Raw genomic sequence first — 22,530 nt, 5'->3', positions numbered from 1 at the left:
GGTGAGTAACTAAAGCGGGAATAGCAAGGCGAGTGCCGAAGTTTGGTGCTGGGCGGTGATCTCGCATTGGCAAACGTGAACGCGCTGGACAGCTGCTGACTATTCGCTCAAGCCTGCTGGGTTGCCCAGCAGGCTTGAGCTATCTCGAGAGGCCTTAAAACAGATCGATTGGCGCGCTCTCATCCGCTGGCAGCGGGCTGTTCGGTGCGCCTATGCCTGGATCGAGTTCGTTCATCGGTGGCGGTGAATCTTCGCTCTTGAATAGCTCGAAATACGCATCCGGCGTGCCCGGTGCCGCGGCGCGGCCGCTGTGCGGATCGACGCGCAGGGTGAGGATGCCTTCGGGTTCGGCCGGGGCGCGGTTGGGCTTGTCCTTGAGGGCCGCGCCCATGTAGTTCATCCAGATCGGCAGGGCCACGGTGCCACCGTACTCGTTGCGGCCCAAGCTTTCCGGCTGGTCGAAGCCGGCCCACACGGTGGTCACGTAATCGGCGTTGTAACCGGAGAACCAGCTGTCCTTGGACTCGTTGGTGGTGCCGGTCTTGCCCGCCAGGTCGGTGCGGCCCAGCGCCATGGCGCGGCGCCCGGTACCGCGCTTGATCACGTCCTGCAGCATGCTGGTCATGATGTAGGCGGTTCGCTCGTCGATGATGCTCTCTGCCGTTGCCGGCTGAGGCGCCTCTGGCAATTGCTCTGGCGAGGCCTCGGTGGTGCTCATTACGCCTTCTTCGTTAACCGGTGGTGGCACTTCGGGCTTGGCAGCGTTCGGCACGGTCGGCGGGTTGGCAATGAACAGCGGGTCGCCATGACGGTTGTCGATACGCTGAATCAGGTACGGCTGCACCTTGTGGCCGCCATTGGCAAATACCGTCCAGCCGGTGGCGATTTCCATCGGTGTCAGGTTGGCGGTGCCGAGTGCTAGTGACAGGTTGCGGGGCAGATCCTGGCGGTTGAAGCCGAAGCGCTCGATGTAGGTCAGGGTGTTTTCGATCCCCATCGCCTGCAGCAGGCGAATCGAGACTAGGTTGCGCGATTTGTACAGCGCCTCACGTAGCCGGATCGGGCCGAGGAAAGTGTTGTTGTCGTTCTTCGGGCGCCAAACCTGATCCATGTAATCGTCGACGAACACGATCGGTGCGTCGTTGACCAGACTGGATGCGGTGTAGCCGTTATCCAGTGCGGCGCTATAAACGAATGGTTTGAAGCTCGAACCCGGCTGACGCTTGGCCTGAACGGCGCGGTTGTAGTTGCTCTGCTCGAAGGAGAAGCCGCCGACCAAGGCGCGGATCGCGCCGTTTTGTGGGTCCAGAGAAACCAGCGCGCTTTGTGCGCTTGGCAGTTGCGCGAAGCGCAGACTTTCATCGTCCTGGCGCTGTACGCGAATCAGGTCGCCGATCTGTACGACATCAGCAGGTTGCTGCGGGCGTGGGCCTAGGCTGTTGGTGTTGAGGAACGGACGGGCCCATTTCATGCTGTCCCACGACACAGCTTCTTCAGTGCCGCGACGGGTCAGTACCAGGATGCCGCTCTTCTCGACCTGAGTGACGATTGCCGGCTCCAGGCCGCCGCGAAGACCTTGTTTGCTCAGTTCGGTTTGCCAGGTTTCGCGAGTCATGCCAGGCAGGCGGCTTTCCGGGCCACGATAGCCGTGACGCTGGTCGTACTCGATCAGCCCGTCACGCAGCGCCTTGTTGGCCATGCCCTGTAGGTCGCTCGGAACCGTGGTAGTGACGTTGAAACCCTGGGTATAAGCATCGCTGCCATAGCGGCCGACCATTTCGGCACGGGCCATCTCGGCCACGTAAGGCGCCTGCACTTCAGGTGTCGGTGCGTGGTAGCTGGCGTTCACCGGCTCGGCCAGAGCGGTCTCGTAGCGTGCCTGGTCGATGCGGCCAAGGCGGTACATGCGGCCAAGAATCCAGTCGCGGCGTTCTTTGGCGCGTGTCGGGTTGGTCAGCGGGTTGAAAGCAGAAGGTGCCTTGGGAAGACCGGCTATCGTCGCAAGCTGAGAGAGGCTCAAGTCTCGGATGGATTTGCCGTAATAGACTTGGGCGGCGGCTTCGATGCCGTATGCACGATGGCCCAGATAGATCTTGTTGACGTACAGCTCGAGAATTTCATTCTTGCTCAGCTCGCGCTCGATCTGCAGGGCGAGAAGAATCTCGGTGATCTTGCGCGAAAAGCTGCGCTCGCTGGTAAGGAAGAAGTTCTTCGCCACCTGCATGGTAATGGTGCTGCCGCCGGACTGAATTTGACCCGTTTTCAATAATTGCGTGGCAGCGCGCATCAGACTCGTAAGATCAACGCCATAATGGTTTGCGAAGTTATCGTCTTCGGCCGCTAGCAGCGCGCTGGTGAAGTCCGGCGGAATGTCGGCGAAGGCAATGGGGGAGCGGCGCATTTCCCCGAATTCGGCGATGAGCTTTCCATCGCTGCTGTAGACGCGAAGCGGTATTTGCAGCTCTATACTGCGCAAGGCATCGACGGAGGGTAGAGTCGGGCTCAGGTAGAGGAAGGCACCGCTGAGGCTGAGTACCAGCGCACAAAAAACAGCGATGACGGACCAGCAGAAAAACTTCAGCAAACGCATCAAGATTTTTGGATTTCCAGATAAAAGAATGAGTTAAGCGGAAGGCAAAACGAAAAGGCAAAAGCTGATCACATTATAAGCGTTTTTTTTGCCTGGGAGCCATTTGCGCTTCTGTCAAGTCTGCTATTTAATGTGGAAAAACATAAATCATCCGTAAGTTATGGATGTGAATAGGAAATCGGTCGTGCTAGGGCTCTTCAGTAAAAAAGCGAATACGCTTTTGGGGATCGATATAAGTTCGACCTCAGTCAAGCTCCTCGAATTGAGTCGCTCAGGTAGCCGCTACAAGGTAGAGGCGTACGCTGTTGAGCCGCTCCCCGCCAATGCTGTGGTCGAAAAGAACATCGCCGAACTCGAAGGTGTGGGGCAGGCGCTGTCGCGGGTTCTGGCCAAGGCCAAGACCAACGTGCGCTCGGTTTCCGTGGCCGTCGCCGGTTCTGCGGTAATCACCAAGACCGTGGAGATGGAGGCCGGACTGTCGGACGACGAGTTGGAGAACCAGCTCAAACTCGAAGCCGATCAGTACATCCCTTACCCATTGGAAGAGGTGGCAATCGATTTCGAAGTTCAGGGGATTTCTCCGCGCAATCCTGAGCGCGTTGAAGTGCTGCTGGCCGCTTGCCGCAAGGAGAACGTCGAAGTTCGCGAAGCCGCCCTGGCTCTTGCCGGGCTGACCGCCAAGGTCGTGGATGTCGAAGCCTACGCGCTAGAACGTGCCTATGACTTGCTCGCCGAGCAGCTCGGTGGTGTGCATGACGAGCTGACCGTGGCCGTTGTCGATATCGGCGCGACCATGACCACGCTCAGCGTGCTGCACAATGGCCGCACCATCTATACCCGCGAGCAGCTGTTCGGCGGTCGACAACTGACCGAAGAAATTCAGCGCCGTTATGGCCTTTCCGTCGATGAGGCAGGGCTTGCTAAGAAACAGGGCGGCCTGCCCGATGATTATGAAAGTGAAGTGCTGCAACCGTTCAAGGACGCCTTGGTACAGCAGGTGTCCCGTTCGCTGCAGTTCTTCTTTGCAGCCGGCCAGTACAATGATGTGGATTACATCCTGCTGGCAGGTGGAACTGCATCCATCCCGGATCTCGATCGTCTTATTCAGCAAAAGATCGGCACTCAGACGATGGTCGCCAACCCGTTCGCGGACATGGCCCTGAGCGGCAAGGTCAATGCGGGCGCGCTGGCAAGTGATGCGCCGGCACTGATGATTGCCTGCGGCTTGGCCATGAGGAGTTTCGACTGATGGCGCGGATTAACCTTCTCCCTTGGCGCGAACAGCTGCGTGAAGAGCGCAAACAGCGCTTTCTGGCGTCATTGGGCGGCCTGCTTGTAGCCGCCGCAGCGTTGATATTTTTGGGTGATCAATACCTTAACGGTGAAATTGAAAACCAGCAGGCTCGTAACGATTTCGTGCGCAAGGAGATTGTCGTGCTAGACACGCGCATCGCTGAAATCAGTGAGCTGCGTACCCGTAAGCAGCAGCTTCTGGAGCGGATGAAGATCATTCAGGATTTGCAGGGCAACCGTCCGATCATTGGTCATGTATTCGACCAGTTGGTGAGAACGCTACCCGATGGCGTGTATTTCACTGGGGTGAAAATGACCGGTAAGAGTGTTGCAATCGTCGGCGCTGCCGAGTCCAACAGCCGGGTTTCCAAGCTGATGCGCGATATGGATGCTTCCGACTGGCTGACTGCTCCTAACCTGACCGAGGTCAAGGCGGTTACCGCAGGAGCAGTGGATCAGGCCAATACCTTCCAGCTGACCGTGCAGCAAGCCCAGCCAGTCAAGGCTCAGGCGGAGGTCAAACCATGAGCCTGAATGATTCGCTGGCAAGCATACGCAAGATCGATATCAACGACCTCGATGTCAATAATATTGGCTCCTGGCCGGCTGCGGCCAAGGTTATCGCTGGCATCATCTCCGTTGTTCTGGTGCTAGCGCTTGGCTACAACTTTCACCTGAAAGACCTGCAGGCCACCCTCGATCAGCAGCGCCTTGATGAAGAAACCTTAAAAGAGCAGTTCTCCAGTAAGGCATTCCAGGCCGCTAATCTCGAGTCCTACCGCGAGCAGATGAAAGAGGCGGAGATTTCCTTCGGCGCTCTGCTCAAGCAACTGCCCAGCGATACTGAAGTGCCGGGGCTGCTTGAAGACATCACTCGCATTGGCCTGGACAGCGGCCTGGAGTTCGAGGAGATCAAGTTGCTACCGGAAGTCACGCAGCCTTTCTATATCGAGCTGCCTATCCAGATCCAGGTAGTCGGTGGTTACCATGATCTGGCCACCTTCGTCAGTGGCGTCGCCAGCCAGCCGCGTATCGTCACGCTGCATGATTTCGAGCTGGTTCCTGCTGAGCAAGGCAGCACCTCAAAACTGCGAATGAGCGTATTGGCCAAGACATACCGCTATAACGACAAGGGGGCACATCAATGAAACGTGTCCTTCTTATGGGGCTTGTGCTGACGACGCTAAGCGGTTGCGGCGGTGGAGATTTCAGCGATCTACAGGCGTATATGGATGAAGTACGGGCCAGGCCCAAGGGTCAGATAGAGCCGTTGCCTCAGCCAGAGCCGTACGAAAGTTTCACTTACAGTGCTGCTGCCCTGCGTAGCCCATTCCAGCCTCCGGTAAAGATCGATTTGGTCAGCCGGGCTAAGGGAAGCAAGGAAATCAAGCCTGATGAGACTCGCGTCAAGCAGTTCCTTGAAGGCTTCAATATAGAAATGTTCGAAATGGTCGGCACGCTGGCCAATGACAATGGTTCGTTCGCTCTGGTGAGCGGTGCGGGCGGGGTCCATCGCGTCAAGGTTGGGGATTACCTTGGGCGTAATGAAGGCCGCATCGTAGCCATCGACAGCGCCAAAATCGACGTTGTCGAGATCGTACCTGACGGTGAGGGCGGCTGGCTCGAGCGTCCCCGTACCCTCACTCTGAAGGAGCGCTCCTGAGGAGCGAGGTGAATCATGAATAGAAATAACCGGTCTGCCAAACGGAACCCAAGCATGAACAGCTCTCTCTCTCGCCTAAGCATTTCGCTGCTGGTGGCTATGCTCTCTCCTGCCGTTCTGGCCGCCAACCTGCAGGCGCTGGATGTGGCTGCTCTGCCGGGTGACCGTGTCGAGCTCAAGTTGTCTTTCGATGAACCAGTAACAGCGCCTCGTGGCTACACCATTGAGCAGCCCGCGCGCATCGCGCTCGACCTGCCTGGCGTTGCCAACAAGCTGGGCGTCAAGAACCGCGAGTTGGGGATGGGCAATGCGCGTAGCGTGACCGTGGTCGAGGCCAAGGATCGTACGCGGCTGATCATCAACCTTACCAACTTGTCGCCGTACAACACCCGCACCGAAGGCAACAATCTGTTCGTGCAGGTGGGCGCCGGCGTTGCCACTTCTGCAGCCGCCACAGCTGCGGCTCCAGTGAGCGCACCTGCCGCAGCGGCCGCCCGCCCTGCTCAGGCAGCCACGCCTGTTGCGGCGCCGGCAGCGCCCAAGGTGTTCGGCGCGGTAAACAAGTCGATCAGCAACATCGACTTCCAGCGTGGCGAGCAGGGTGAGGGCAATGTTGTCATTAACCTGTCTGATGCTTCCGTCAGCCCAGATATCCAGGAGCGTGGTGGAAAAATCATTCTCAACTTCAACCGCACCCAGCTGCCTGAGGCGCTGCGTGTCCGTCTGGACGTCAAGGATTTCGCCACTCCGGTGCAGTTCGTCAGTGCCAGCGGCACGGGCGACGATGCCAGTATCGTCATTGAGCCGGTTGGTGCTTTCGACTATCTGGCCTATCAAACCGAGAACAAGCTGACCCTGAGCGTCAAGCCACTGACCCAGGAAGATGCCGACAAGCGTCAGGCCGAGCGTTTCGCTTATACCGGCGAGAAGTTGTCGCTGAACTTCCAGGACATCGACGTGCGTTCGGTGCTGCAGCTGATCGCGGATTTCACCGACCTCAATCTGGTGGCCAGTGACACCGTGGCCGGCAATATCACTCTGCGTCTGCAGAACGTGCCTTGGGATCAGGCGCTGGATCTGGTGCTGAAAACCAAGGGGCTGGATAAGCGTCAGGTTGGCAACGTGCTGCTAGTGGCGCCCGCTGAAGAGATCGCCGCTCGTGAGCGTCAGGAGCTGGAATCGCAGAAGCAGATTGCCGAACTGGCACCGCTGCGCCGCGAGCTGATTCAGGTCAACTACGCCAAAGCGGCGGATATGGCCAAGTTGTTCCAGTCGGTGACCAGTGCCAATGGCGGCGTGGCGGACGATCGTGGCTCCATTACTGTCGATGAGCGCACCAACAGCATCATCGCCTACCAGACTCAGGAGCGTCTGGACGAGCTTCGCCGAATTGTGGCTCAGCTCGACGTTGCGGTTCGCCAGGTGATGATTGAAGCGCGTATCGTTGAGGCTAGAGTCAACTACGACAAAGCATTGGGTGTCCGTTGGGGCGGAAGCGCAAGGAGGGGCGGCTGGGATGTAAGCGGTAAGGATGGTGTCCAGGCTTTTGATGAGGATACAGGTCAGCGTGCAGGTTTCGTTGGGACTGACACTATTGGCAGTACTACATTGGATGATGGCTTGGCTCGCTTGCCCTTTGTTGATATGGGGGTGGCTGATAGTACTTCGGGTATCGGTATAGGCTTCCTTAGTAACAATGTGGTGCTCGACCTCCAGCTCTCAGCTATGGAAAGCTCCGGTAACGGTGAGGTTGTGTCACAGCCTAAAGTCGTTACATCGGACAAGGAAACTGCCAAAATTCTCAAAGGGCAAGAGGTTCCGTATCAGGAGGCTAGTTCAAGTGGTGCTACCTCGACATCATTCAAAGAGGCAGCGTTGTCTCTTGAAGTTACCCCTCAGATCACACCCGATAACCGGATTATCATGGAAGTTAAAGTAACCAAGGACGCCCCGGATTTCTCTAACACGGTCAATAATGTGCCACCGATCAACAAGAATGAAGTGAATGCGAAAGTCTTGGTGGCAGACGGTGAAACTATTGTGATTGGTGGGGTCTTTGAAAATACTCAAACCAAGTCTACAGAGAAGGTTCCATTCCTTGGTGATGTACCTTATCTGGGTCGCTTGTTCCGTCGCGACATCGTGCAGGACAACAAGACCGAGTTGCTGGTTTTCATCACTCCGCGCATCATGAACACCTCTGCGGTGGCCGTGAGTCGGTAATTTGTGCGTAATCTGATCCTTGTCGGCCCGATGGGTGCTGGAAAAAGCACCATCGGGCGTTTACTTGCCAAAGAGTTGCGGTTGCCATTCAAGGACTCCGACAAGGAGATCGAACAGCGTACCGGTGCCGATATTCCCTGGATTTTCGATGTCGAGGGTGAGCAGGGTTTTCGCGAGCGTGAGCAGGCAGTCATTTGCTCGTTGTGCGAAAGCGATGGCCTGGTTTTGGCAACTGGCGGTGGCGCGGTGTTGAGGCCACAGAACCGCGAGGCGTTGCGAAATTGCGGTCGTGTTGTCTATTTGCATGCCTCTGTCGAGCAGCAGATCGATCGTACCGCTCGCGATCGCAACCGACCTTTACTGCGCGCACCCAATCCCGGCCAGGTGCTGGCTGACCTGCTGGCCATTCGTGATCCGCTTTATCGGGAAATCGCTGATGTGATCATCGAAACCGATGAACGTCCGCCACGGATGGTGGTTCAGGAAATTCTCGAGCGGCTGGAAGCGCTGACGCCCCGTTAATGGCAGGGCAGAACTGCGCTATCCTAGAGCCCTTTTTTGATCGGGGGCTCCATGCAAACACTTCATGTTGATCTCGCTGAGCGCAGCTACCCCATTTATATCGGGGCTGGCTTGTTGAGCCGAGTCGATCTGTTGGCGCCGCATATCGTTGGTCGTCAGGTTGCCATCGTCACTAACGAGACCATCGCGCCGCTCTATTTGCAGGCGCTGCAGGATACCCTGGCGGCCTACCGGGTGACGCCGATCGTATTGCCCGACGGTGAAGCGTTCAAAAGCTGGGAAACCCTGCAAACCATTTTCGATGGCCTGCTTGGCGCTCGTCATGATCGTCGCACCACCGTGATCGCGCTGGGTGGTGGGGTAATTGGAGATATGGCCGGTTTCGCTGCTGCCTGTTATCAGCGTGGTGTGAATTTTATCCAGCTGCCAACCACCTTGCTTTCCCAGGTCGATTCCTCTGTCGGTGGCAAGACCGGCATCAATCATCCGCTGGGCAAGAACATGGTCGGCGCGTTCTATCAGCCGCAGGCTGTGCTGATCGACACCCAGAGCCTGGATACCTTGCCGCCCCGTGAGCTGTCGGCTGGCATGGCTGAAGTGATCAAGTATGGGTTGATTTGCGACGAGCCGTTCCTCGCCTGGCTTGAGCAGAACATGACCGCGTTGCGTAGCCTGGATCAGGCTGCATTGACCCAGGCCATCGAGCGCTCCTGTGCTGCCAAGGCGCGAGTGGTTGGCGCTGATGAGAAAGAAACCGGCGTGCGCGCGACGCTGAACCTGGGGCATACCTTTGGCCATGCGATCGAGACCGAAATGGGCTATGGCGTATGGCTGCATGGCGAGGCCGTGGCCGCAGGAACGGTGATGGCATTGGAGATGTCTTACCGCTTGGGCTGGATCAATGCTGACGAGCGTGATCGTGGTATTCGTCTGTTCCAGGCCGCGGGCCTGCCTGTGGTGCCGCCGCAGGAGATGACGCCCGAGCAGTTTATGGAACACATGGCAGTGGACAAGAAGGTGCTGGATGGGCAATTGCGTCTGGTGCTGCTGCGTTCGCTGGGCGAGGCGGTGGTGACCAGTGATTACCCCGCAGAGATATTGAGTGCCACCCTGGCAGCCGATTACCCGGCGCTGGTGGCCCGGCTTAACAATCAGTGAGTATTCAATGACCAGTTTGCACGCCGACGAAGCGTTTCTCGACCACTATCAATTCACTCATGATCCGTTCGCGGCGCGGGTGCCTGGGTTCAAGTTCTTCCCCGCGCAGCGCAAGCCTGTGCTAGGCCAGCTGCATCACTTGGCCCGCTATAGCCAGTTGCTGCTGGTGGTGACCGGCCCTGAAGGCAGTGGCAAGACCTTGCTGCGCCAGGCGCTTGTTGCCAGCACCAATAAACAGGCTGTGCACAATGTGGTGGTCTCGGCCCAGGGCGCCGCCGATCCGGCAACGCTGATGCGCCACATCGCGCAGGGGTTGAATACTCAGCAGACCGATCGCTCATCCTTGCTGGCCCAGGTTGGCCAACTATCGTTGACCGGGCAAGAGGTTTATCTGCTGATCGACGATGCTGAAGAGCTCAGCGATGCCGCGCTCGATGAGCTGCTGGTTCTGGCGCAGGGTAATCCGGAAGGGCGGCCCCATGTCTTTCTGTTCGCCGATACCGATCTGATTTCGCGTGTTGATGCGTTGAGCAACGCAGAAGAGTCGTTTCACATCATCGAGCTGCAGCCTTACAGCGAAGATGAAACCCGTGAATACCTGGCCGTTCGCCTGGAAGGCGCTGCGCAGGGCATCGAGCTTTTGTCCGAGGAGCAGGTCGAACTGATTCATGACCGCTCTGGTGGCTGGCCAGGTGAGATCAACCGGGTTGCGCGTGATGTGCTGATCGAAGCCATGGCGGCCCGTCGTGGTGCCGTTAAAAGCGCTGGTTTGCCATTCAAGCTGCCCAAGAAGCACCTGCTGGCACTTGGCGTGGTGGCTATCGGTGTGGCTGCTGCGCTGCTTATGCAAGGGCGCTCGGAAACTACCGATGCACCTGCGCCCGCGCAGGCGCAGCTGCCAATGGGCGCAGCTCCGCAACCTGAAGCTGCGCCTGCAGCACCGATTGTGGCCGAACAGAGTGCCGATGGCCGCCCACCGATCGAATTTGCCGGTAGCAATCAGCCGCTGCCTTTGCCGCTGGTTGGGCAGTCGCAACCGGTCATTCGTCAGCCATTGGCTCAGGCCGCCGGTGAAACGGATGGCGAGGCGAACGTGGAGCTGCCCGAGTCGGTGCCTACTGCGCCGGTCAGCGTGCCACCGACTGCTTCGCAGAATGTGCCTGCTCCAACGCCTGCGCCAGTTCCTCAGGTGGCGGCTCCCGCTGCGGCGCCGAAACCGGTTGAGCAACCGAAACCCGCGCAACAGCCAAAGCCGGCTGAGCAGCCCAAGCCGGTGGCCCAGTCTGCCCCGGCTGCCAAGCCAGCTGCGACCGCTCAGGCGCCCGCTGCTTCGGCTGGTGCGTCAGGCAATAGTTGGTATGCCGGCCAGAACAAAAGCCATTACACCCTGCAGGTTCTTGGTACCAGTACCGAAGCTGGCGCACGCGCTTTTGTGAGTCAGAATGGCGCTCAGTACCGTTACTTCAAGAAGATGCACCAGGGCAAACCACTTTTCGTCATCACATATGGTAGTTTTGCCAGCCGCGATGCCGCCCAGGCCGCCGTGAAGTCCCTGCCTGCCAAGGTTCAAGCCGGCAAGCCCTGGCCGAAGACCTTCGCCAGCGTCACCCAGGAAATGTCGAACTGATCGAAGTGAGCCCGCTGCGTACGAGCTGATGCAACGGGCTCTTTCGTTTTTGCGACATTTTATTCCTGTTTTTCGTCACATTATTCTTTGTGACGTTTATCTCGCTATGTACAATGCCCTCCGTTTGCCTGCGCAACGCGGCGTTTAGACCTGCGCGCGGATTAGAGAAAACGCCTGAGAAAGGCTGTCTGGTGAGAGTCCCCTATGAAAGCAGGTTTGTACCGTCCTGATGAGTTCAAGGATAACTGCGGCTTCGGCCTGATCGCCCACATGCAAGGTGAGGCGAGCCATCACCTGTTGCAGACGGCGATAGAAGCACTGACCTGCATGACCCACCGTGGTGGCATCAATGCCGACGGTAAGACGGGTGATGGCTGCGGTTTGCTGATTCAAAAGCCCGACCTGTTCCTGCGTGCTGTCGCCAAGGACATCTTTAGTGTCGAGCTGCCCAAGCAATATGCCGTCGGCATGGTCTTCCTCAACCAGGATGACGCCAAGGCCAACGCTGCCCGCGAGAACATGAACCGCGAAATTCAAGCGGCCGGTCTGACCCTAGTCGGCTGGCGCAAAGTGCCGATCGACACCAGCGTGCTCGGCCAGCTGGCTCTTGAGCGCCTGCCGCAGATCGAGCAGGTGTTTATCAGTGCCGATGGCCTAAGCGATCAGGAATTCGCCATCAAGCTGTTCTGTGCGCGTCGTCGCTCGTCGGTGGCCAACGCTGCCGATACCGAGCACTACATCTGCAGCTTTTCGCACAAGACCATCATCTATAAAGGCCTGATGATGCCGGCCGACCTGCAGCAGTTCTACCCGGACCTGGGTGACGAGCGCCTGCAGACCGCCATCTGCGTCTTTCACCAGCGCTTCTCCACCAACACCCTGCCGAAGTGGCCGCTGGCTCAGCCGTTCCGTTTCCTCGCCCACAACGGCGAGATCAATACCATCACCGGTAACCGTAACTGGGCCCAGGCGCGCCGCACCAAGTTCGAGAATGGCCAGATCCCGGCCCTCGAAGAGCTCGGCCCGCTGGTCAACCGTGTCGGCTCCGACTCCTCGAGCATGGACAACATGCTCGAGCTGATGGTCACCGGCGGCATCGACCTGTTCCGCGGCGTGCGTATGATCATTCCGCCTGCGTGGCAGAACGTCGAGACCATGGACGCCGACCTGCGTGCGTTCTACGAGTACAACTCCATGCATATGGAGCCTTGGGATGGCCCGGCCGGCGTGGTACTGACCGACGGCCGCCATGCCGTATGCCTGCTCGACCGTAACGGTCTGCGCCCGGCGCGTTGGGTGACCACCACCAACGGCTACATCACCCTCGCCTCGGAAATCGGCGTGTGGAATTACCAGCCCGAAGACGTGGTTGCCAAAGGCCGTGTCGGCCCGGGTCAGATTCTTGCCGTGGATACCGAAACCGGCCAGGTGCTGACCACCGACGACATCGATAACCGTCTCAAGTCGCGCCACCCCTACAAGCAGTGGCTGCGCAAGAGCGCGCTGCGCATTCGCGCGACCATGGAAGACAACGACCATGGTTCGGCCTTCTACGAGGCCGATCAGCTCAAGCAGTACATGAAGATGTTCCAGGTCACCTTCGAGGAGCGTGACCAAGTGCTGCGCCCGCTCGCCGAGCAGGGCCAGGAAGCGGTCGGCTCCATGGGCGACGACACACCGATGGCCGTGCTGAGCCAGCGCGTACGCTCGCCATACGACTATTTCCGCCAGCAGTTCGCGCAGGTTACCAACCCGCCGATCGACCCGCTGCGCGAAGCCATCGTCATGTCGCTGGAGATCTGCCTCGGTGCCGAGCGCAACATCTTCGAAGAGTCGCCGGAGCACGCTTCGCGGGTGATCCTCAGCTCGCCGGTGATCTCCCCGGCCAAGTGGCGCAGCCTGATGAACCTGGAGCGCCCGGGTTTCGAGCGGCAGATCATCGATCTCAACTACGACGAGTCGATCGGCCTGGAAGCAGCCGTGCGCAACATGGCCGATCAGGCCGAAGAAGCGGTGCGTTCCGGCAAGGTGTTGCTGGTGCTGACCGACCGGCATATCGCCCCAGGCAAACTGCCGGCGCACGCCGCGCTGGTCACCGGCGCGGTGCACCACCGCCTGACCGAAACCGGCCTGCGTTGCGACTGCAACATCCTGGTGGAAACCGCCACCGCCCGTGACCCGCACCACTATGCGGTGCTGATCGGCTTTGGTGCTTCGGCGGTCTACCCGTTCCTGGCCTACGAAGTGCTGGGCGACCTGATCCGTACCGGCGAAGTGCTGGGCGATCTGTACGAAGTGTTCAAGTACTACCGCAAGGGCATTTCCAAGGGCCTGCTGAAGATCCTCTCGAAGATGGGCATCTCCACCGTCGGTTCCTACCGCGGTGCCCAGCTGTTCGAGGCCGTCGGCCTGGCTGACGAAGTCACCGAGCTGTGCTTCCGTGGCGTGCCGAGCCGCCTCAAGGGCGCGCGTTTCGTCGACCTGGAAGCCGAGCAAAAGGCGCTGGCGGGCGAAGCCTGGAACAACCGCAAGGCAATCCAGCAGGGTGGCCTGCTGAAATTCGTTTACGGCGGCGAGTACCACGCCTACAACCCGGATGTGGTCAACACTCTGCAGGCGGCGGTCAAGCAGGGTAGTTACGAGACCTTCAAGGAATACACCAAGCTGGTCGATACCCGCCCGGTGTCGATGCTGCGCGACCTGCTGCAGGTCAAACTGGCCGATACGCCGCTGAGCCTGGACGAAGTCGAGCCGCTGGAAGCGATCTTCAAGCGTTTCGACGCCGCCGGTATCTCCCTGGGTGCGCTGTCGCCAGAGGCTCACGAAGCCCTGGCTGAGGCGATGAACCGCCTTGGCGCACGCTCCAACTCCGGTGAAGGCGGCGAAGATCCGGCGCGTTACGGCACCATCAAGAGCTCGAAGATCAAGCAGATCGCTACCGGCCGTTTCGGGGTGACCCCGGAGTACCTGGTCAATGCCGAGGTGCTGCAGATCAAGGTGGCCCAAGGCGCCAAGCCCGGCGAGGGTGGTCAGCTGCCCGGTGGCAAGGTCAACGGCCTGATCGCCAAGCTGCGCTACGCCGTACCCGGCGTGACGCTGATTTCGCCGCCGCCGCACCACGATATCTACTCGATCGAAGACCTGGCGCAGCTGATCTATGACCTCAAACAGGTCAACCCCAGCGCGCTGGTGTCGGTCAAGCTGGTCTCCGAAGCCGGCGTCGGCACCATCGCTGCCGGCGTCGCCAAGGCCTATGCCGACCTGATCACTATCTCCGGTTACGACGGCGGCACCGGCGCTTCGCCGCTGACCTCGATCAAGTACGCTGGCGCGCCGTGGGAACTCGGCCTGGCGGAAACCCACCAGACCCTGCGTGGTAATGACCTGCGCGGCAAGGTGCGGGTGCAGACCGATGGCGGCCTGAAAACCGGCCTCGACGTGATCAAGGCGGCCATTCTCGGCGCCGAGAGCTTCGGCTTCGGCACCGCGCCGATGGTCGCCCTGGGCTGCAAATACCTGCGCATCTGCCACCTGAACAACTGCGCCACTGGCGTGGCGACCCAGAACGACAAACTGCGCAAGGATCACTTCATCGGCACCGTCGACATGGTGGTGAATTTCTTCACCTTCGTCGCCGAGGAAACCCGTGAATGGCTGGCCAAGCTGGGCGTGCGCAGCCTCGGCGAGCTGATAGGTCGTACTGATCTGCTCGACGTGCTGCCGGGCGAAAGCGCCAAGCAGAATCATCTGGATCTGACGCCGCTGCTCGGCAGCGACCACATTCCTGCGGAAAAACCGCAGTTCTGTGAAGTCGACCGCAACCCGCCGTTCGACCAGGGCCTGCTGGCCGAGGAAATGCTGTCCATGGCCAAGTCGGCAATCGACAGCGCCAGTGGCGGCGACTTCGCGCTGGATATCTGCAACTGCGACCGCTCCATTGGTGCCCGCGTGTCCGGCGAGATCGCCCGGGTGCATGGCAACCAGGGCATGGTCAAGGCGCCGATCACCTTCCGCTTCAAGGGGACTGCCGGGCAGAGCTTTGGTGTGTGGAACGCCGGTGGCCTTAACCTGTATCTGGAAGGCGATGCCAACGATTACGTCGGTAAAGGCATGACCGCTGGCAAGCTGGTGATCGTGCCGCCGAAGGGCAGCCCGTTCAAAACCCAGGAAAGCGCGATCATTGGCAACACCTGCCTGTACGGCGCCACCGGTGGCAAGCTGTTCGCTGCCGGCACCGCCGGCGAGCGTTTCGCGGTGCGCAACTCCGGCGCTCATGCGGTCGTGGAAGGTGTGGGTGACCACTGCTGCGAATACATGACTGGCGGCTTCGTCTGCGTACTGGGCAAGACCGGCTACAACTTCGGTTCCGGCATGACCGGTGGTTTCGCCTATGTGCTCGACCTGGACAACAGCTTCTATGACCGTGTGAACCACGAACTGGTGGAAATCCAGCGCATCAACAACGAGTCCATGGAGGCGTACCGTAGCCACCTGGAGCGCGTGTTGACCGAGTACGTCGAAGAGACGTCGAGCGAGTGGGGTCGTAATCTGCTGGAAAACCTGGACGACTACCTGCGCAAGTTCTGGCTGGTCAAGCCGAAAGCCGCGAACCTCAAGTCGTTGCTTTCCAGCATCCGCGCCAACCCGCAATAAGCAGCTTCAAGCGGTGCGCCCTGTCAGCAGGGCGCGTTGCTCAACGTGATTGTCTTGCAGCCCTGGGCGTGTCGCCCGGCGCTGCTGCTAAGAGGTTTATGACATGGCTGAACGTCTGAATAACGACTTCCAGTTCATCGAAGTCGGGCGCAAAGACCCGAAGAAGAAGCTGCTGCGTCAGCGCAAGAAAGAATTCGTCGAGATCTACGACACGTTCAAACCGGCTCAAGCCGGCGACCAGGCGCACCGCTGCCTGGGCTGCGGCAACCCGTATTGCGAGTGGAAGTGCCCGGTGCACAACTTCATTCCCAACTGGTTGAAGCTGGTTTCCGAAGGCAACATCCTGGCCGCCGCCGAGTTGAGCCACCAGACCAACACCCTACCGGAAGTCTGCGGCCGCGTGTGCCCGCAGGATCGTCTGTGCGAAGGCGCCTGCACCCTCAACGACGGCTTTGGCGCGGTGACCATCGGTTCGGTGGAGAAGTACATCACCGATACCGCCTTCGCCATGGGCTGGCGCCCGGACATGTCCAAGGTCAAACCGACCGGCAAACGTGTTGCCATCATCGGTGCCGGCCCGGCTGGCCTGGGCTGCGCGGATATTCTGGTACGCAACGGCGTAACCCCGGTGGTGTTCGACAAGAACCCGGAAATCGGCGGTCTGCTGACCTTCGGCATCCCCGAGTTCAAGCTGGAAAAGACCGTGCTGAGCAATCGTCGCGAAGTGTTCACCGGCATGGGCATCGAGTTCCGCCTGAACACCGAGATCGGCAAGGACATTGCCATGCAGCAGCTGCTGGATGAGTACGATGCCGTGTTCATGGGCATGGGCACCTACACCTACATGAAGGGCGGCTTCCCGGGCGAAGACCTGCCAGGTGTGCACGATGCTCTGGATTTCCTGATCGCCAACGTCAACCGCAACCTCGGCTTCGAGAAGGCGCCGGAAGACTTCGTCGACCTGAAGGGCAAGCGCGTCGTGGTACTCGGTGGTGGTGACACCGCCATGGACTGCAACCGCACCTCGATTCGCCAGGGCGCCAAGGCTGTGACCTGCGCCTATCGCCGCGACGAAGCGAACATGCCGGGCTCGCGCAAGGAAGTGAAGAACGCCAAGGAAGAGGGCGTGAAGTTCCTCTTTAACCGCCAGCCCATCGCCATCGTCGGCGAAGACAAGGTCGAAGGCGTCAAGGTAGTCGAGACCCGTCTCGGCGAGCCGGATGCCCGTGGCCGTCGCAGCCCAGAGCCGATTCCGGGCTCCGAAGAAATCATCCCGGCCGAAGCCGTGCTGATCGCCTTCGGCTTCCGGCCGAGCCCGGCGCCGTGGTTCGAGGAGTTCGATATCCGTATCGATACCCAGGGCCGTGTGGTCGCGCCGGAGAAGGCCACCTTCAAGCACCAGACCAGCAACCCGAAGGTGTTTGCCGGCGGTGACATGGTGCGCGGCTCCGACCTGGTGGTTACCGCCATCTATGAAGGGCGCAACGCCGCGGAAGGGATTCTCGACTACCTCGGTGTCTGAATTCTTCGCGTCGTGACGAAGCCGGCCGAGTGCCGGCTTCGTCGTTTCTGGCCCCGTGCTGACCTGGGGCAATGCGCAGCGCCACCGCTTGCCTCATCCTCCCGCGCCTGCGGCACGGCGTCCCATGCCGTGCCTTTTAAAGCCTGCTCTGCGACAATGTGCGCACTTTTTGCTCACTGCTTCTGCCCGGGAAATACCCATGACTGCCTTGAAGAACGACCGTTTTCTGCGTGCCCTGCTCAAGCAGCCCGTCGACGTCACGCCGGTGTGGATGATGCGCCAGGCCGGTCGTTACCTGCCCGAGTACCGCGCCAGTCGCGCCAAGGCCGGGGATTTCATGAGCCTGATGATGAACCCCGAATTCGCGTGCGAAGTCACCCTGCAGCCGCTCGACCGCTATCCGCAACTCGACGCCGCGATCCTCTTCTCCGACATCCTCACCATCCCCCACGCCATGGGCCAGGGCTTGTACTTCGAGACCGGCGAGGGACCGCGCTTCAAGAAGGTGATCAGCAGCGCTGCCGATATCGAGGCACTGCCGATTCCCGATCCTGAAAATGACCTGGGCTATGTGATGGATGCCGTGCGCACCATCAAGTCGGCGCTGGGTGGCCGCGTACCACTGATCGGCTTTTCCGGCAGCCCGTGGACGTTGGCGACCTACATGGTCGAAGGCGGCTCGTCGAAGGATTTCCGCAAGATCAAGGCGATGGTCTACGACCAGCCCGAGGCCATGCACGCACTGCTCGACAAGTTGGCGCAGTCCGTGACCGCCTACCTCAACGGGCAGATTCGCGCTGGCGCCCAGGCGGTGCAGATCTTCGATACCTGGGGTGGCAACCTGTCGTCAGCCGCCTATCAGACCTTCTCCCTGGCTTACATGCAGAAGATCGTCGATGGCCTGATCCGCGAGCAGGACGGCCGCAAGATCCCGGTGATCCTGTTCACCAAGAACGGTGGCCTGTGGCTGGAGTCGATGGCCGCTACTGGCGCCGATGCGCTGGGCCTGGACTGGAGCTGCGATATCGGCGAAGCGCGCCGCCGCGTCGGCAATCAGGTGGCGCTGCAGGGCAACATGGATCCGACCGTGCTTTACGCCAAGCCGGCGGCGATTCGCGCCGAAGTCGCGCGCATCCTCGCCAGCTACGGCAGTGGCACTGGGCATGTCTTCAACCTGGGCCACGGCATCACCCCGGAAGTCGATCCGGCCCACGCTGGCGCCTTCCTCGAAGCGGTGCACGAGCTGTCGGCCCAATACCACGGCTGATCGTGCTCAGTCCTTCTGCACCTTGCCGCGAGGCTGGTGCAGGCGGATGTCGATCAGCGTGTCATCGTCGCCATGCTCGAACTGCGCCGCCTTTGGCGCTGGCTTGCCCTTGAGCAAGGTAGGGTTGGCGGAGAACCCGACGGGCTCCAGCGGAATGCCGCGGGGGCTGAGGTCAAGGTGACCGTTGCCGTTGCTGTCCTGATACAGCTGCAGGGCAAAGCGCCCCGGCGGCACGTCCTTGAGGATCAGTTGCTCGCCGCTTCCGCGTTGCTCGCGCAGCAGCGACTCCCAAGTTTTCTGGTCGGCGCTGACCAGTCCCAGGTACAGCGGGGCAGCACTCTGATTGCCCTCCACGCGTATCAATAGATCGCCCGCTTGCGCTGATAAGCAGCCAAACAAGAGAACCACTGCGCATGCCGCGCAGCGTTTGGTTACGATTTGAAGAATTCTCTGTGGCATAATCCGCCTATTTAGCAGGGATCCGCTTTAAATGCGTCAGGTTCTAGTCGTTCACTTCTCACAGACTGGCCAATTGAACCGCCTGGTGCAATCGGTCTGTGCGCCATTGCAGGCCAGTGACGGCATTCAGGTCGATTTCCTGGCCCTTGAGCCGGCAGAGCCGTTTCCATTTCCCTGGCCCTTTCTCGGCTTCTTCCGGATCTTCCCGGAAACCGTGCTGATGAAGCCGCAGCCACTGCTGCCGCTGAAGGTCGATGCCGACAAGCGCTATGACCTGATCATTCTCGCCTATCAGGTGTGGTTCCTGTCGCCATCGTTGCCTTTCACCAGTTTCCTTGCATCGCCTGAGGCTTCCCGGCTGTTGAAGGATACTCCAGTGGTGACCCTGATCGGCTGCCGCAATATGTGGCTGATGGCGCAGGAGAAGGTCAAGGCGCGCCTGCACGCGCTGGGCGCAAAACTGGTCGACAACGCCGTGCTGACCGATGCCTGCGGCACCGCCGCGAGCTTTCTGGCGACGCCGTTGTGGATGTTCACCGGCCGGCAGAAACCCTACAGCTGGGTGCCGCGTGCCGGCATCGACGAGGCGGAAATGGCCGCTGCCAGCCGCTTTGGCGATGCCATGGTGAGGCGCCTGCAGGCTGATGAGCGGCCCATCGAACAGCCGATGCTGGGTGGCCTGGGTGCAGTGAAGGTAGATGAAAAGCTGATCGCCAGCGAAAAGGTCGGCAACCGCAGCTTTACCCTGTGGAGCCGCCTGCTCTCCGCGCTCGGCCCGCAGCAGAGCAGGCGTCGTGGCGTCGGGCTGGTGGTGTATATCGTGTTCCTGATCTGCCTGATTCTTACCGTGGTGCCGATCAGTGCATTGTTGAAAAAGTTGTTGGCCCCGCTGTTCAAGGCGCGAATCCAGCGTCAAAAGGCCTACTTCGCCGGCCCGTCCGGCGAGTGAAGTGACCGAGGTAATCCCGTGGTAGCACCCGTATTCATCAACCGTATCAGTGCCAGCCTGCCCCATGATCCGGTCGACAACGAGCAAATGGAAGCACGGCTCGGCATGGTCGGTGGCAAACCCTCGCGCGCGCGCAAGCTGGTGTTGCGCCGTAACGGCATCCAGCAGCGTCACTACGTCATCGACCCGCTGACCGGCGAGCCGAGCATGAACAATGCGCAGCTCAGTGCCGCGGCGATTCGTGGCCTGGTTGGCGACGGTTTCGCGCTGGACAGCCTGGATTGCCTGGTTGCCAGCACCTCGTCACCCGATCAGCTGATGCCGGGTCATGGGGTGATGGTGCACGGCGAGCTGGGCAACCCGTCTTGCGAAGTCGCCACCACGGCGGGAATCTGCCTGTGCGGGATGACGGCGCTGAAATACGCCTGGATGAGCGTGGCCAGCGGTGAAAGCCGCAACGCCGTGGCCTGCGGCTCGGAGGTCGCCTCGGCAATGATGCAGGCGCGCAACTTCAACGCCGAGTACGAGAGCCGCGTCGAAGAGCTGGAGAACCATCCGGAAATCGCCTTCGAGAAGGACTTCCTGCGCTGGATGCTTTCCGATGGCGCCGGCGCCGTGCTGCTGCAGGATCGACCCAACGCCAGTGGGCTCAGCCTGCGGGTCGACTGGCTGGACATTCTCTCCTTCGCCGACCAGATGCCGGCCTGCATGTACGCCGGCGCCGAGATGCAGGACGGCAGCCTGCGCGGCTGGAGCCGTTATGACGCAGACGAGCGCGCCCGGCAGTCGGTGATGGCGGTCAAGCAGGACGTCAAGCTGCTCAACGACAACATTGTCAAATACACCGTGGAAGAAGCGCTGAAACGCATCATGGCGCGCCGCGAGCTGCGCGTGGCGGACATCGACTGGTTCCTGCCGCATTACTCCTCGGAGTTCTTCCGCGACCGCCTGGCCGTGGGCCTGGCCAATGTTGGCCTGCCGATTCCCCAGGAACGCTGGTTCACCAACCTGACCAGCAAGGGCAATACCGGCGCGGCGTCGATCTTCATCATCCTCGAAGAACTGTTCAATGGCGGGCATCTGCGCAGCGGCCAGAAACTGCTCTGCTACGTGCCGGAAAGCGGGCGTTTCTCCAGTGCATTCATGCACCTCACGGTGGTCGGCAATGAAGCTTGACGAGGTTCCGCAGGACCCGGATTCCGCCTACGGCGGGCACAGCAAATTGCTCTACGCCGTGGATGACAAGGGTCATTACACGGGCGCCAAGAGTGCCGGCTGGGAGGCCGAGTCGTTTTCCACGCAACTGGCCGTGGCCGAGTTGCAGGCCCAGGAAGCCGAGGCCTATGCCGGCTGGCAGCGCGGTGAGCTGTCGCCGCTCAAATGCCTGATGTTCCGCTACCGCATGGATGAGCCGGCGCTGGCGCAGATTTCCGGGCTCTGGCAGTGGCGGGTGCGGCGGCATTTTCGCCCGCAAATCTATCGTCGCCTGAGTGATTCCGTGCTGGGCCGCTATGCCGAGGCCTTTGGCCTGACCGTCGCCGAGCTGCGTCGTTATCAGAAGGAATTGCCATGACCCCGTTCGAGCATCGCCAGAGCGCTCACTGCGAAAGCGGCGTGATGGCCAGTCTGCTGACCCACGCCGGCCTGCCAATGAGTGAGCCGATGGCGTTCGGCCTGGCGTCGGGGCTGGCGTTCGCCTACCTGCCGATCGTCAAGCTTGGCGGCATGCCGTTGATTGCCTACCGCATGCCGCCCCGGCACCTGATCAAGACACTGAGCAAGCGCCTTGGCGTACGCCTGACCAGTCGCACCTTCAACAATCCCGAGCAAGGCCGCATCGCGCTCGATGCCGCCCTCGACAGCGGCCGCCTGGCTGGGCTGCAGAGCTCGGTGTTCTGGCTGCCGTACTTTCCGCCGGAGATGCGCTTTCACTTTAACGCCCACAACCTGCTGGCCTATGGGCGCGAGGGCAACGAATACCTGCTCAGCGACCCGGTGTTCGAGGCGCCGGTGCGTTGTGCTGCCGAGGATCTGCAGAAAGCGCGCTTCGCCAAAGGCGCTCTGGCGGCCAAAGGGCTGATGTATTACCTGGACGATGTGTCACCGGATCAGGACTGGGAAGCGCTAATTCGCAAGAGCGTGCTGTCCACCGCGCGGATTCTCGACGGCATGCCGCTGCCGTGGATCGGCATTCGCGGTATCGGCCATCTGGCCAAGCGTGTTGAGGCGCTCGATCCGGCGCAGGCAAAGTACAACCGCTTGTACCTCACCCACATCGTGCGCATGCAGGAAGAGATCGGCACCGGTGGTGCGGGTTTTCGCTTCATGTACGCCAGCTTTCTGCAGGAGGCCGGCGAGAAGATCGGTGATGCCACGTTGCAGGCCGCCTCGGCGCGCATGACCGCAGTCGGCGACGATTGGCGCCAGTTCGCTTCGGCTTGTGTACGGGCTAGTCGCAGCAAGGGCGAGACGCCAGACTTCCGGCCGATTTCCGAGATGCTGCGTGGGATCGCGGGTCAGGAGCGTGCGCTGATGAAGGAGCTGGGTGCTTGGGCCAGGCGCAAGGGCTGAAGCAGGGCGGCAGAAGGTCGAAGCAGAGATGTG

The 22,530-nt window shown here is 60.4% G+C and carries 17 protein-coding genes; 15 read left to right on the top strand and 2 right to left on the bottom strand.

Annotated features, from left to right (window positions below; translation table 11 throughout):
* Window positions 1-154: 154 nt before the first annotated feature.
* The gene (locus tag BUC40_RS04060; protein WP_425272905.1) at window positions 155-2,401 is read right to left on the bottom strand and encodes a penicillin-binding protein 1A; all 2,247 of its coding nucleotides are present in this window, start codon (window positions 2,399-2,401) and stop codon (window positions 155-157) included.
* A gap of 373 nt (window positions 2,402-2,774) precedes the next feature.
* Here BUC40_RS04060 and BUC40_RS04055 point away from each other — a divergent pair, with 373 nt between their 5' ends.
* The 11 genes from BUC40_RS04055 to hemE all read left to right on the top strand — a co-directional run bounded on the left by BUC40_RS04055 (window position 2,775) and on the right by hemE (window position 18,518).
* The gene (locus tag BUC40_RS04055) at window positions 2,775-3,839 is read left to right on the top strand and encodes a pilus assembly protein PilM (protein WP_073262841.1); all 1,065 of its coding nucleotides are present in this window, start codon (window positions 2,775-2,777) and stop codon (window positions 3,837-3,839) included.
* Complete coding sequence (locus BUC40_RS04050) at window positions 3,839-4,411, top strand: PilN domain-containing protein (protein ID WP_073262839.1); 573 nt, start codon at window positions 3,839-3,841, stop codon at window positions 4,409-4,411. Before BUC40_RS04055 ends, BUC40_RS04050 begins: the two co-directional genes overlap by 1 nt.
* Window positions 4,408-5,031 carry a type 4a pilus biogenesis protein PilO gene (gene pilO / locus BUC40_RS04045; protein ID WP_073262837.1) on the top strand — a complete coding sequence of 208 codons (624 nt, stop codon included), beginning with the start codon at window positions 4,408-4,410 and terminating at the stop codon, window positions 5,029-5,031. The genes BUC40_RS04050 and pilO overlap by 4 nt, the downstream gene beginning before the upstream one ends.
* On the top strand, window positions 5,028-5,546 hold the full coding sequence (gene pilP / locus BUC40_RS04040) for a type 4a pilus biogenesis lipoprotein PilP (RefSeq protein WP_073262835.1): 519 nt from the start codon (window positions 5,028-5,030) through the stop codon (window positions 5,544-5,546). Before pilO ends, pilP begins: the two co-directional genes overlap by 4 nt.
* 54 nt (window positions 5,547-5,600) lie before the next feature.
* Window positions 5,601-7,769: a type IV pilus secretin PilQ gene (locus BUC40_RS04035; RefSeq protein ID WP_073262833.1), complete on the top strand. Its 2,169-nt coding sequence runs from the start codon at window positions 5,601-5,603 to the stop codon at window positions 7,767-7,769.
* 3 nt (window positions 7,770-7,772) lie between these two features.
* The gene (gene aroK, locus BUC40_RS23085) at window positions 7,773-8,291 is read left to right on the top strand and encodes a shikimate kinase AroK (RefSeq protein ID WP_073262831.1); all 519 of its coding nucleotides are present in this window, start codon (window positions 7,773-7,775) and stop codon (window positions 8,289-8,291) included.
* 51 nt (window positions 8,292-8,342) lie between these two features.
* The gene (aroB, locus tag BUC40_RS04025; protein WP_073262829.1) at window positions 8,343-9,449 is read left to right on the top strand and encodes a 3-dehydroquinate synthase; all 1,107 of its coding nucleotides are present in this window, start codon (window positions 8,343-8,345) and stop codon (window positions 9,447-9,449) included.
* Between the two features lie 7 nt (window positions 9,450-9,456).
* Complete coding sequence (locus BUC40_RS04020) at window positions 9,457-11,076, top strand: AAA family ATPase (protein ID WP_073262827.1); 1,620 nt, start codon at window positions 9,457-9,459, stop codon at window positions 11,074-11,076.
* A gap of 204 nt (window positions 11,077-11,280) precedes the next feature.
* Window positions 11,281-15,729, top strand: a complete 4,449-nt coding sequence (gltB, locus tag BUC40_RS04015; RefSeq protein WP_073262825.1) for a glutamate synthase large subunit — start codon at window positions 11,281-11,283, stop codon at window positions 15,727-15,729.
* 103 nt (window positions 15,730-15,832) lie between these two features.
* On the top strand, window positions 15,833-17,251 hold the full coding sequence (locus BUC40_RS04010) for an FAD-dependent oxidoreductase (protein WP_073262823.1): 1,419 nt from the start codon (window positions 15,833-15,835) through the stop codon (window positions 17,249-17,251).
* A 199-nt stretch (window positions 17,252-17,450) separates the two neighbouring features.
* Entirely contained in the window at window positions 17,451-18,518 is a 1,068-nt protein-coding gene (gene hemE / locus BUC40_RS04005) for a uroporphyrinogen decarboxylase (protein WP_073262821.1), read from the top strand.
* Window positions 18,519-18,524: 6 nt separating this feature from the next.
* Here the strand turns inward: hemE and BUC40_RS04000 are convergent, their stop codons facing one another.
* The gene (locus tag BUC40_RS04000) at window positions 18,525-18,872 is read right to left on the bottom strand and encodes a DUF2141 domain-containing protein (protein ID WP_244160598.1); all 348 of its coding nucleotides are present in this window, start codon (window positions 18,870-18,872) and stop codon (window positions 18,525-18,527) included.
* A gap of 136 nt (window positions 18,873-19,008) precedes the next feature.
* Between BUC40_RS04000 and BUC40_RS03995 the strand changes: the two genes are divergently transcribed.
* From BUC40_RS03995 to darH, 4 genes are read left to right on the top strand one after another with little or no spacing between them, the layout of a single operon-like run.
* The gene (locus BUC40_RS03995) at window positions 19,009-19,926 is read left to right on the top strand and encodes a hypothetical protein (protein ID WP_073262816.1); all 918 of its coding nucleotides are present in this window, start codon (window positions 19,009-19,011) and stop codon (window positions 19,924-19,926) included.
* Between the two features lie 18 nt (window positions 19,927-19,944).
* On the top strand, window positions 19,945-21,102 hold the full coding sequence (locus BUC40_RS03990) for a beta-ketoacyl-ACP synthase III (protein WP_073262814.1): 1,158 nt from the start codon (window positions 19,945-19,947) through the stop codon (window positions 21,100-21,102).
* Window positions 21,092-21,499, top strand: coding sequence for a DarG family dialkylresorcinol biosynthesis protein (locus BUC40_RS03985; RefSeq protein WP_073262812.1), 408 nt, complete (start codon window positions 21,092-21,094; stop codon window positions 21,497-21,499). Before BUC40_RS03990 ends, BUC40_RS03985 begins: the two co-directional genes overlap by 11 nt.
* Complete coding sequence (gene darH, locus BUC40_RS03980; protein WP_073262810.1) at window positions 21,496-22,497, top strand: BtrH-related acyltransferase DarH; 1,002 nt, start codon at window positions 21,496-21,498, stop codon at window positions 22,495-22,497. The genes BUC40_RS03985 and darH overlap by 4 nt, the downstream gene beginning before the upstream one ends.
* Window positions 22,498-22,530 lie beyond the last annotated feature (33 nt).

The sequence above is a fragment of the Phytopseudomonas punonensis genome (assembly GCF_900142655.1).
Classification (GTDB): Bacteria; Pseudomonadota; Gammaproteobacteria; order Pseudomonadales; family Pseudomonadaceae; genus Aquipseudomonas; species Aquipseudomonas punonensis.
This window is presented reverse-complemented; position numbering and strand designations above follow the sequence as displayed.